Consider the following 11,417-nt stretch of genomic DNA (forward strand, 5'->3'; position numbering starts at 1 on the left):
GGACGGGGGACTCTAGGCCCGGCTGTCCCCGGCTCCCCTTCGCGTGTCCATTCCGCTTCATCCTCGTTCACCCAGCCAGGGGACGGCCGAAAGCGGGTACCGGCATGGCAGTCGGGCCCTCCGACAACGGCCCGGCGGGGCCGGGCAGGGGTGAGAGATGCCGCCGAGAGGCGCACAGCAGCGCGACGACGTGCTATGGGCACGCGGACTGCACCACGCGTACGACGGCACACCGGCCCTGCGGGGCGTCTCTCTCGGTGTGCGCGAGGGCGAGATCCTCACCGTCACGGGCCCGCGCGGCTGCGGCAAGAGCACGCTGCTCGGCTGCCTGACGGGCCGGCTGCCCGCGCAGCAGGGCGAAGTCTGGTACGGCGGCGTCCCGTTGCACGCGCTGCCCCGGCGCCGCAGGGAGCGGCTGCTGCGCGAGCGCTTCGGCTGGATCGGCAGCTCACCGCAGCTCGTGCCCGAGCTGTCCGCGTGGGAGAACGCCGCGCTGCCCCTGCTCCTCGCGGGCGCGGGCCGCAGGGAGGCGCGCACCGCGGCCCACGAGTGGCTGGAGCGCCTGGACGTGGGCCCCAGCGCGCGGCTGCGCCCCGCGGCACTGCCGCGCGCCGAGCGGCAACGCGTCGCGCTGGCACGGGCGTTGGCCCACGACCCCGCCGTGCTCTTCGCCGACGAGCCGACCGCCCCGCTGCACACGGCGGAGGGCGCCCAGGTGCTGCGCACGCTCACGACGGCGGCCCGTTCGCACGGCATCACGGTGGTGCTGGCCTCCTGCGCGACGCCGGAGGCCGCGCACACGGACCGGGTGGTCCGGATGTCCGACGGCCGCGAAGTGCGCACCCCCGCACGGGAGTTGCCACCCGAGAAGACGGACGGGAAGGCGAGCGGACAGACCGGCGGCCGGACGAGCGGGCAGGCGAGCGGGCAGGCCAACGGCTCGGCCAACGGCTCGGCCAACGGGTCGGCGAACGGAACCGCGAACGGGGCGGCTAACGGAGCGGCGAGCGAGGCCACGAACGGGGCCGCACCGGACCAGCAGTCCGGCAAGACCCCGAAGGGCCCGTCGGAGGGCACGGCGTGCTCGCTCTCCGCCTGATCCTGCGCGCGCACCCGCTGGCCCTGCTGGGCATCGCGCTGCTGCTGTGCGCGTCCGGCGCCGCGGGACTGCTGTCCCTGGACGCGCTGGCCCGCGCCGTCGCCGCCCCGCACGGGCGAGGCGACACCGCGCTGCCGCGGCTGCTGTGGTGCGCGGTCCCGCTGTCCGCCGTGTGCGGTCTCGCGGCCTCGCTGGCCCGCGCCGTGCCGGGCCCCCGTACGCGTGCGGGCCTGGCGGCCGCCGGCCTGGGCCCGGCCGGGCTGCCGCTCGCCGCGGCGGTGGTGGCGGGTTTCTGCGCGCTGGCGGGGAGCGCGGGGGCAGCTCTGCCGGCCGAGCTGGCGCCGGGGGCGGTGGGTCGACTGCGTACGCCCGCGCAGGAGTTGCCGCTGCCCGCCGCCGCGACGCTGCTCGCTCTCGCGCCGCTGGCCGCGGCGGCCGGGGCGTTCTGGGGAGCGCGCCGCGCCGCCGTGCGCGCCGAGGCCCCGGCGGACGCCCGGCCCTCCGTGCGCCACGGCCGGAACGCCGTGCTGGTCGGCGCCGCCCTCGGCACCGTCGGCCTCGCCCTCCTCACCGTCGTCGCCCGGCTCCACCTCCTCGCCGACGGCGGCACGCCGGGGCGCGCCGCCCTGGGCGCGGGCTGGCTGCTCCTGGCGTCCGGGCTGGTCGCGGCGGGTCCGGGAGCCGTCCACTGGTGCGGGCGCGCCGTGGCGGCGGGCCACCCGGGGACGCTGCGGATGGTGTGCGGCCGGGTCCTGGAGGGCGAAGCGGCGCGCACGGGGCGGCACTTCGGGCTGCTGTGCGCGGTGGGCGCGGCCACGGTCGCCGCGCTCCGGCTGTACGGGACCGTCCCGGCCGCCCCGTCCGTGCCGGCCCTGCTCACGCTGCCGGTGTGCGCGGCGGCGGGCGCGCTCGCCGCATACGCGGCGGCCGGTGCCGAACGGGCCCGCGCGGCAGGCTCGTTGCTGCTCCTCGGAGCACCGCGGCCACTGGTGCGGCAGGCCGCTTTCCTGCGCGGTCTCGTGCTCCTCGGCGTGCTGCTCCCCGCGTCCTGGCTGGCGGGGACGCTGGCGGCGGTGCCGGTGCTGCGCGGGGGCTGAGGCTCCTTCAGCACCCCGCCCCCGGCCGTCCTACTCCCCGTCCCCCAGCCGTACGACGTCCTCCGCCACGAACTCCACGCCGACGCTCTCGCCGGTCTCGGGGGCGTCACGCAATGCGCAGGAGGCCTCCAGCCGGGGCCCGTTGGGCGGCCGGAGCAGCAGGGTGACGGCCGAGCCGCTGCCGCCGCGGAAGGTGCGGGTCTCGACGGTGCAGGGCAGCCCGTCGGCGGGCGGGGTGAGCCGTACGCCGGTGGGCCGGACCAGCAGGTCGCACTCCCCGTTCGGGGTGCCGTCGGGGACCGGGAGCTTGCCCCAGGGGGTGTCGGCGGCCTCGCCCTGGACGGTGGCCCGTACGACGTTGTCGAAGCCGAGGAAGCGGGCCACGAATTCGGAGGCGGGGCGCCGCCACACCTCCAGGGGCGTGCCGGACTGGGCGATGCGGCCCTGGTCCATGACGAGCACGCGGTCGGCGAGCGCGAAGGCCTCGCCGTGGTCGTGGGTGACGGCGAGCACGGTGGTGCCCAGCTCGGCGAACAGGTCGCGCAGTTCCACCACGAGCCGTTCGCGCAGGCTGCGGTCGAGCTGCCCGAGGGGTTCGTCCAGCATGAGCAGCCCCGGCGAGGGCGCGAGGGCCCTCGCGAGGGCGACGCGCTGCTGTTCGCCGCCGGAGAGCGCGGACACGGCGCGATGCTCGGCGCCGGGCAGCCCGACCATGTCCAGCAGCTCGCGCGTGCGCCGGGCGGTCTCCTCCTTGCCCGCGCCGTGCATGCGGAGGCCGAAGGCGACGTTGCCGCCGACATCGCGCTGCGGGAAGAGCTGGTGGTCCTGGAACATCAGCCCCACCCCGCGCCGGTGCGCCGGCACCCCGGCCTGGTCCCGCCCGTCGAGCAACACCCGCCCGGCGTCCGGTTGCTGGAGTCCGGCGACGACGCGCAGCAGGGTCGACTTTCCGCTGCCGCTGGGGCCCAGCACGCACACGGTCTCGTGCCCGGCGACCTCCAGGGTGACGTCGTCGAGTGCGTCGCGCGCGCCGAAGCGCACGGTCACTCCGTCCAGCTTCAGCATCGGGGAACCTCCCGTGTACTCGCGCATCTAGAACTCTCCCGAGCGGTCGGTGCGCACCCGTTCCAGCACGAGCAGGGTGGCCGCGCACACCAGCATCAGCACCGTGCTCAGCGCCATGGCCTGCCCGTAGTTGAGGTCTCCGGCGCGGCCCAGCAGCCGGGAGACGGCCACCGGCAGGGTGGGGCTGTCGGGGCGCGCGATGAACACGGTGGCGCCGAATTCGCCGAGCGACACCGCGAAGGCGAAGCCGGCCGCGACCAGCAACGCCCTGCGCACCAGCGGCAGATCGACCTCCCGCCAGGCCCGCAGCGGCGAGGCGCCGAGCACGGCCGCGGCCTCCCTCAGCCGCGCGTCCACGGCGCGGAGCACCGGCAGCATGGTCCGTACGACGAAGGGCACCCCGACCAGGGCCTGCGCGAGGGGCACGAGGATCCAGGAGGAGCGCAGGTCCAGCGGCGGTTCGTCGAGCGCGACGAGGAAGCCGAAGCCGACGGTGACCGCCGAGGTGCCGAGCGGCAGCATGAGCAGCGCGTCGAATCCCCGTACGAGCCGTCCCGCCCTGCGGGTCAGCGCGGCCGCCGCCAGCCCGCCGATCAGCAGGGCCATGCAGGCGGCGACGGCGGCGTAGCCGAGGGAGGTGCCGACGGCCTGTACGGGCGCGACGAGGAAGGTGGCGCTGTCGGGGACGGTGGCCAGCGCGCGGTAGTAGCCGAGGCCGTAGCCGTCCGGGGTGTGCAGGGAGCGTTCGGCGAGCACCGCGAGCGGCGCCAGCACCAGCAGCAGGAGCACCCCCAGCGCCCCGTACAGCAGCGTCCGTTCGGCCGGGCCGCGCGGCCTGCGCACGGTCTGTTCGGCGGGTACGAGGCGCAGCGCGGTCTCCCGCCGGCGCACGGTCCGCGCGTGCACGGCCAGCAGCGCGAGCACGGCGGCGAACTGGAGCAGCGTCAGCACGGCCGCCGTCGGCAGGTCCAGGAGCGCGGCGGTCTGCTGGTAGATCTCCACTTCGAGGGTGGCGAAGCGGGGTCCGCCCAGGACCTGGATCACGCCGAAGGAGGTGAAGGTGAACAGGAAGACGATCAGCGCGGCCGCGGCCACGGACGGCGCCAGCGCGGGTAGCGTCACCTTCCGCCAGGCCGCGAACCGCCCCGCGCCCAGCACCCGCGCGGCCTCCTCCTGCCGCGGGTCGAGCTGCGCCCACAGCCCGCCGACGGTGCGGATGACGACGGCCACGTTGAGGAAGACGTGCGCGAGCAGGATCGCCCACACGCTGGTGTCAAGACGCACGCCCCACCACTCGTCCAGCAGCCCGCCGCGTCCGAGCAGCGCCAGGAAGGCGGAGCCGACGACGACGGTGGGCAGCACGAAGGGCACGGTGATCACGGCCCGCAGCAGGTTCTTGCCGGGGAAGTCCAGCCGCGCGAAGACGTACGCTGCGGGCAGCCCGAGCGCGAGGGTCAGCCCCGTGGACGCGGCGGCCTGCCACGCGGTGAACCACAGCACGTGCAGGATGTCGGGCTGCCCGAGCACCTCGCCGAGCCGCCCGAGCTCCCAGTGCCCGCCGGGCCGCAGCCCGCGGCCCACGATCGCCGCGACCGGGTACGCGAAGAAGACGGCGAAGAAGGCGGCGGGCACGGCCATGAGGCCGAGGCGCAGGGCGGTCCCCTTGGCGTCAGAGGTGCGCGCCCGCGGGGCCGCTTCCTCCGGGCCCGTCTGTCCCGGGGCTACTTCACTACGAGCGAGTTCCACTGCTTGATCCACTGCTCCCGGTGCGCGGCGATCTTCTGCGGCGCCATGGTCTCCGGGTGCTCGATGGTCTCCCCGTACTTGGTGAACAGCTCGGGCACCTTGGCGTCCGTACGGGCCGGGTTCACGAACATCGACAGCGGCATGTCCTCCTGGAAGCGCTTCCCGGACAGGAAGTCCAGCAGCGCCTTGCCGCCCTTGGTGTTCTTCGCCCCGTTCAGCAGCCCCGCGAACTCGGTCTGCCGGAAGCAGGTCCCCTTGGCCACGCCGGTCGGCGCCTGCTTGGGCTCCGGCTTCTTGCCGAGCACCTCGACGGGCGGGCTGGACGCGTACGAGACCACCAGCGGCCGGTCGCCCTTGCCCTTGCCGCCCTGCGACCCGCTGAACCGGTCGTTGTACGCCTGCTCCCAGCCGTCCACGACCTCGACGCCGTTGGCCTTGAGCTTCTTCCAGTAGCCCTGCCAGCCCTTGTCGCCGTACTTGGAGGCGGTGGCCAGCAGAAAGCCCAGCCCGGGAGAGGAGGTCGCAGCACTGGGCGTGACCAGCAGATTCTTGTATTCCGGCTTGGCGAGATCGTCCAGCGTCCGCGGCGGCTTCTGCTTCTTCTTCTCGAAGTAGGCCCGGTCGTAGTTCACGCACACGTCGCCGGTGTCCATCGGCGTGACCATGTGCTTGCCGCCGTCGAGCTTCCGCAGCTTCTCGGGCGTCTTCTCCAGGCCCTCGGCCTTGTACGGAGTGAAGACGCCCTGGTCCACGGCGCGGGAGAGCAGCGTGTTGTCGACGCCGAAGAACACGTCGCCCTGCGGGTTGTCCTTGTTGAGCACGGCCTGGTTGACGGCGGCGCCGGCGTCCCCGCCGCGCAGCACCTTCACCTTGTAACCGGTCTCCTTGGTGAACTCCCGGAGCACCGGCTTCGACGCGTTGAAGGAGTCGTGGGTCACCAGCGTCACGGTCTTGGAGTCCGCCTGCTGCCCCGACCCGCCGCACCCGGCGAGCACGACGCCCGCGAGACCGGCAACGATCACCGCGGCGCCGACGCGCCGCACCTGCTTCTTCATTCAGATCTTCGACTTCCTACCCGGCATGACCCGGGCGAGGTTCGAGGGTCTGCGGCGGTCTCCCGCCGCACTCTCAGCGCTTCGCGCTCCCCTGTCGGTATACGGCTGTCACGGCGCGGGGCGGGCGACCCGCCCCGACACACGTGCGAACAATATCAGCGCCCCGCTGGAGGGCCTTCTTATGCGGCGGGATCAGCGCTCGGAGGCCGCGAGCTGGCCGCAGGCCCCGTCGATCTCCTGCCCGCGGGTGTCCCGCACGGTCACCGGCACCCCGTGCGAGGCCAGCGTCCGCACGAACTCGGCCTCGTCCTCGGGCCGCGAGGCGGTCCACTTGGAGCCCGGCGTCGGGTTGAGCGGGATGAGGTTGACGTGCACCCGCTTGCCCTTGAGCAGCCGACCGAGCAGGTCGGCCCGCCACGCCTGGTCGTTGATGTCGCGGATCAGCGCGTACTCGATGGAGATGCGGCGCCCGGACTTCTCGGCGTACTCCCACGCCGCGTCCAGCACCTCGCTGACCTTCCACCGCTGGTTGACGGGTACGAGGGTGTCGCGCAGCTCGTCGTCGGGGGCGTGCAGGGACACCGCGAGCCGGCACTTGAAGCCCTCGTCGGCGAACCGCAGCATCGCGGGGACCAGCCCCACCGTGGACACGGTGATGCCGCGCTGCGAGATCCCGGCACCGTCCGGCTCGGGATCGGTCAGCCTGCGAATGGCTCCCACCACCCGCTTGTAGTTGGCGAGCGGCTCCCCCATGCCCATGAACACGATGTTGGAGAGCCGTGCGGGACCGCCCGGCACCTCGCCGTCCCGCAGTGCCCGCATGCCGTCGATGATCTGGTGCACGATCTCGCCGGTCGACAGATTGCGGTCGAGCCCGGCCTGGCCGGTCGCGCAGAACGGGCAGTTCATCCCGCACCCGGCCTGCGAGCTGATGCACATGGTCACCCGGTCCGGATACCGCATCAGCACCGACTCGACCATGGTCCCGTCGTGCATCCGCCACAGCGTCTTGCGGGTCTGGTCGTCGTCGCAGCTGATGTGCCGCACCACGCTCATGAGCTCGGGCAGCAGCTCCTGGCCGAGCTTCTCCCGCGCCGCGGCCGGAATGTCCGTCCACTCCTCGGGCCGGTGCGCATACCGCGCGAAGTAGTGCTGCGACAGCTGCTTCGCACGGAACGGCTTCTCCCCGATCTCCGCCACGGCCTCCTTGCGCTCGGCAGGCGTGAGATCAGCAAGATGCCGCGGCGGCTTCTTGGCCCCGCGCGGCGCGACGAAAGTCAGTTCTCCAGGTGCAGGCATAACCTCACCAGTGTCGCAGACCCGCGGAGGTGACCCCGCGCCGTCGCGGGGAGACGGTGCCCACGCAGGGGCCGGGGTGACCTCGTACGGAAACGGGGGTGTCCTCGTACGAAGAGGTGCCGGTGAAGGCAGGCGGTGGGTCTCGCGGGCCGGCCGGGTCAGGTTGCGCCGACGAAGACCGTGAAGAGGAGCCAGACCACGGGGGCCGTGGGCAGCAGGGAGTCGAGGCGGTCCATGATGCCGCCGTGGCCCGGCAGCAGGGTGCCCATGTCCTTGATGCCCAGGTCCCGCTTCATCATGGACTCGCCCAGGTCGCCGAGCGTCGCCGTCCCCGCGACGGCCAGGCCCAGGAGCAGGCCCTGCCACCAACTGCCGCCGTCGATGAAGAACTCCGTGCACACCGCGCCGGCCGCCATGGCGAACAGCACCGCGCCCAGCAGCCCCTCCCGGGTCTTGCCCGGGCTGATCCGCGGAGCGAGCTTGTGCTTGCCGAAGCGCCAGCCCACCGCGTACGCCCCGGTGTCGCTGACCACGGTCAGCAGCAGGAAGATCAGCACCCGCCGCGGCCCGTCGTCGGCGGCCAGCATCATCGCCACGAAGGTGGCCAGGAACGGGACGTAGAACGCGGCGAACACGCCCGCCGTCACGTCCCGCAGATAGTTGTCCGGCGGCTCCGTCATCCGCCAGACCAGGACGGCGAGCGCCGTGAGCGCCATGGCGACCCACGCGCCGTCCGCCCCCCGTACGTACCCGGCGACGACCATCGCGGCGCCGCCGACCGCCAGCGGGACCAGCGGCGCGCCGATCTCCTTGCGCTCGGACAGCCGGGAGGTGAACTCCCACAGGCCGACGACGACCGCGATCACGATCACGCCGACGAACACCGGCTTGTACACGAAGAGCGAGGCGAGGATGACCGCGCCGAGGCCGAGGCCGACCCCTATCGCGGCGCGCAGGTCGCGGCCCGCGCGCTTCTTTCTGCCCCCGTTGTCGCCCCCGCCGTCGCCGCTCTCCACGGCGCCGCCGTCACCGCCACCGCTCACCGTACGGTCCTCGCCGCTCGGGTCACCGCTTCCGCCGCCTCTTCCGTCGCGGCCGTCGCGGCCTGCGCTCATTCCGCCGGTGCGGCCGCCGAGATCACGGCCGCGGCCTTCACTGTGCTCGCCGCCGCCGAGGCTGCCGGAGCCTGGACCCCCTGGGTCGGACACGATGGGCATACGCCGAGTCTGCGACGCGCCGCCGTCCTCGCGCGCGGGACCCGCCGGTGCAGGGGACGGCGAAGCTCCCCAGGAAGAGTCGTTCACGGATTGCAGCCTTCAGACCTCGGATGTCGGACCCCGTCGCAGCTCAGACCTCGAGCAGCTCCGACTCCTTGTGCTTGAGCAGCTCGTCGATCTGCGCGACGTACTTGGAGGTGGTGTCGTCCAGCTCCTTCTCGCCGCGGCGGCCCTCGTCCTCGCCGACCTCGCCGTCCTTGACGGCCTTGTCGATGGCCTCCTTGGCCTTGCGGCGGATGCTGCGCAGCGAGATCTTCGCGTCCTCGCCCTTGGTCTTGGCGACCTTGATGAACTCCCGGCGCCGCTCCTCGGTGAGCTCGGGGAAGTTGACGCGGATGATGTTGCCGTCGTTGGACGGGTTCACACCCAGGTCGGAGTCGCGGATGGCCTGCTCGATGTTGCGCAGCGCGCTCTTGTCGAACGGCGTCACGACCGCCATCCGGGCCTCGGGCACGGAGAACGACGCCAGCTGGTTGATGGGCGTCGGAGTGCCGTAGTACTCCGCCACGATCTTGTTGAACATCGCCGGGTGCGCACGGCCGGTGCGGATCGCGGCGAAGTCCTCCTTGGCGACGACGACCGCCTTCTCCATCTTCTCCTCGGCCTCGAGGAGGGTCTCTTCGATCACCACGTGCTCCTGGTTCGATGAAGTGAGCCTGTGAATAAAGCTCTGATTCCTGCACGGTGTCCGACCGGCAGGCCGTTGTCCATCCCCGTGCGGTGCCATCCGCACGGCACGATGTTGCCCCTCAGGTGCCCAACGCCCCGCGCGGCGGCGGACGCAGACGGTGCGTCAGCGTCCCCCGTGTCCGTCAGTCGCGGGTGCCCTGGTTGCTCACCAGAGTGCCGATCTTCTCACCCTTGACCGCCCGGCCGATATTGCCCTCGGCGAGCAGCTCGAAGACGAGGATCGGGAGTTTGTTGTCGCGGCAGAGCGTGACGGCCGTGGCGTCGGCGACCTTCAGGTCGCGCGTGATGACGTCGCCGTACTCGAGCGCGTCGAACATCACCGCGTCGGCGTTCTTCTTCGGGTCCGAGTCGTAGACCCCGTCCACGCCGTTCTTGCCCATCAGCAGGGCCTCGGCGTCGATCTCCAGCGCGCGCTGCGCCGCCGTGGTGTCGGTGGAGAAGTACGGCATCCCCATGCCGGCGCCGAAGATGACGACGCGCCCCTTCTCCAGGTGGCGTACGGCCCGCAGCGGAATGTACGGCTCGGCGACCTGCCCCATGGTGATGGCGGTCTGCACGCGCGAGTCGATGCCCTCCTTCTCCAGGAAGTCCTGGAGGGCCAGGCAGTTCATGACCGTGCCGAGCATGCCCATGTAGTCGGAGCGGGCCCGGTCCATGCCGCGCTGCTGGAGCTCGGCCCCGCGGAAGAAGTTGCCGCCGCCGATGACGACGGCGATCTCCGCGCCGTCGCGGACCACCGAGGCGATCTCACGAGCCACCTTGTGCACCACGTCGGGGTCGACACCGAGCCCCCCGCCGCCGGCGAACGCCTCGCCGGAGAGCTTCAGCAGGAAGCGTCGTCGCCCGCCGTGGCCGCCGCCTTCTTTGTCGGTCTCGGTGTCCTTGTTCATGAGTTCTCCTCGTGCGTCGTGCACTTCGTGTGGTGCACAGACGAGGAGGCCACTGCCGTCGGAGATCCTCGCGGGTTCCCTCTGCGGCAATGGCCTCCTCGTCACAACTGCCCTGTGCCCGACCTTATCGGGCGGGTGCGCGGGACACGGCGTTCCGGGCCGCCGTGCCCGGCACCGAAGCCCGCGGCGTACGGGGTGGTCAGGCGCCGACGCGGAAGCGGGCGAAGTGCTTCAGCGCCACACCGGCCTCGTCCAGGACCTTCTGGACGGACTTCTTGTTGTCCTTGGCGAAGGGCTGGTCCAGGAGGACGTTCTCCTTGAAGAAGCCGTTCACCCGGCCCTCGATGATCTTCGGCAGGGCCTGCTCCGGCTTGCCCTCCTCGCGGGCGGTCTCCTCGGCGATGCGGCGCTCGTTCTCCACCGTCTCGGCCGGGACGTCCTCGCGGGTGAGGAACTGCGGGGACAGCGCGGCGATGTGCTGCGCGACGTCCTTCGCGACCTCGGCGTTCTCCTTGTCCAGCTCGACCAGGACGCCGACCTGCGGGGGCAGGTCCGGGTTGGTGCGGTGCAGGTAGGAGCCGACGTACGCGCCGGAGAACTGCGCGAACCGGTTCAGCACGATCTTCTCGCCGAGGGTGGCGTTGGTCTCGTCGACGAACGCCTGGACGGTCTGGCCGTCCTTGATCTCGGAGGCGAGCAGGGCCTCGACGTCGGCCGGCGAGGTCTTGGCGATGAAGTCGGCGATCTCGGCGGCCGCGGCCTGGAACTTGTCGCCCTTGGCGACGAAGTCGGTCTCGCAGTTCAGCTCGATGATGACGCCGGAGGTGCTGTCGTCGGAGATCTGGGCGACGATCGCGCCGTTCTCGGCGGAACGGCTCTCGCGCTTGGCGACGCCCTTCTGACCCTTGACGCGCAGAACCTCAACGGCCTTGTCGACGTCGCCCTCGGCCTCGTCCAGCGCCTTCTTGCAGTCCATCATGCCGGCGCCGGTGAGCTCCCGGAGCTTCTTGACGTCGGCGGCGGTGTAGTTCGCCATGATCGGTCGGTCTCTTCCCGAAAGTCGATGAGGTGGGATTCACGCCGGTGGGGGGGGGGGGGGGCCCCCCCCCCCCCCCCCCCCGGTGGCGCCCCGGGGGGCCCGGTACCCCCCGTCAAGCCCGCACCGTGGACCACAACGCCCGTGGGGCGGTGGGGGCCCC

Annotated in this window: 9 protein-coding genes and 1 pseudogene; 2 read left to right on the plus strand and 8 right to left on the minus strand. The window is 72.5% G+C overall.

Annotation, left to right across the window (positions count from 1 at the left end; genetic code table 11):
• Positions 1–157: 157 nt before the first annotated feature.
• Both ABEE00_RS19095 and ABEE00_RS19100 read left to right on the plus strand, forming a co-directional pair.
• Positions 158–925 (plus strand): annotated as a pseudogene (locus tag ABEE00_RS19095) (ABC transporter ATP-binding protein); the annotation flags it as partial.
• A 155-nt stretch (positions 926–1,080) separates the two neighbouring features.
• Positions 1,081–2,196, plus strand: a complete 1,116-nt coding sequence (locus ABEE00_RS19100) for a hypothetical protein (protein ID WP_345746740.1) — start codon at positions 1,081–1,083, stop codon at positions 2,194–2,196.
• 30 nt (positions 2,197–2,226) lie between these two features.
• Here ABEE00_RS19100 and ABEE00_RS19105 read toward each other — a convergent pair whose 3' ends face one another.
• The 8 genes from ABEE00_RS19105 to tsf all read right to left on the minus strand — a co-directional run bounded on the left by ABEE00_RS19105 (position 2,227) and on the right by tsf (position 11,254).
• A complete protein-coding gene (locus ABEE00_RS19105; protein WP_345746741.1) occupies positions 2,227–3,288 on the minus strand; it encodes an ABC transporter ATP-binding protein in 1,062 nt (353 codons plus the stop codon).
• Complete coding sequence (locus ABEE00_RS19110) at positions 3,289–4,899, minus strand: ABC transporter permease (RefSeq protein WP_345746742.1); 1,611 nt, start codon at positions 4,897–4,899, stop codon at positions 3,289–3,291.
• Positions 4,900–4,982: 83 nt separating this feature from the next.
• On the minus strand, positions 4,983–6,062 hold the full coding sequence (locus ABEE00_RS19115) for a thiamine ABC transporter substrate-binding protein (RefSeq protein ID WP_345746743.1): 1,080 nt from the start codon (positions 6,060–6,062) through the stop codon (positions 4,983–4,985).
• A 192-nt stretch (positions 6,063–6,254) separates the two neighbouring features.
• Positions 6,255–7,361 carry a dual-specificity RNA methyltransferase RlmN gene (gene rlmN / locus ABEE00_RS19120; protein ID WP_345746744.1) on the minus strand — a complete coding sequence of 369 codons (1,107 nt, stop codon included), beginning with the start codon at positions 7,359–7,361 and terminating at the stop codon, positions 6,255–6,257.
• Positions 7,362–7,519: 158 nt separating this feature from the next.
• Positions 7,520–8,665 carry a phosphatidate cytidylyltransferase gene (locus ABEE00_RS19125; protein WP_345746745.1) on the minus strand — a complete coding sequence of 382 codons (1,146 nt, stop codon included), beginning with the start codon at positions 8,663–8,665 and terminating at the stop codon, positions 7,520–7,522.
• Between the two features lie 43 nt (positions 8,666–8,708).
• A complete protein-coding gene (gene frr, locus ABEE00_RS19130) occupies positions 8,709–9,266 on the minus strand; it encodes a ribosome recycling factor (RefSeq protein WP_345746746.1) in 558 nt (185 codons plus the stop codon).
• Between the two features lie 184 nt (positions 9,267–9,450).
• Positions 9,451–10,218, minus strand: coding sequence for a UMP kinase (pyrH, locus tag ABEE00_RS19135; protein WP_345746747.1), 768 nt, complete (start codon positions 10,216–10,218; stop codon positions 9,451–9,453).
• Between the two features lie 199 nt (positions 10,219–10,417).
• Positions 10,418–11,254: a translation elongation factor Ts gene (gene tsf / locus ABEE00_RS19140; RefSeq protein ID WP_345746748.1), complete on the minus strand. Its 837-nt coding sequence runs from the start codon at positions 11,252–11,254 to the stop codon at positions 10,418–10,420.
• Positions 11,255–11,417: the final 163 nt, after the last annotated feature.

Source organism: Streptomyces odontomachicola (genome assembly GCF_039605595.1).
Taxonomy (GTDB): Bacteria; Actinomycetota; Actinomycetes; order Streptomycetales; family Streptomycetaceae; genus Streptomyces.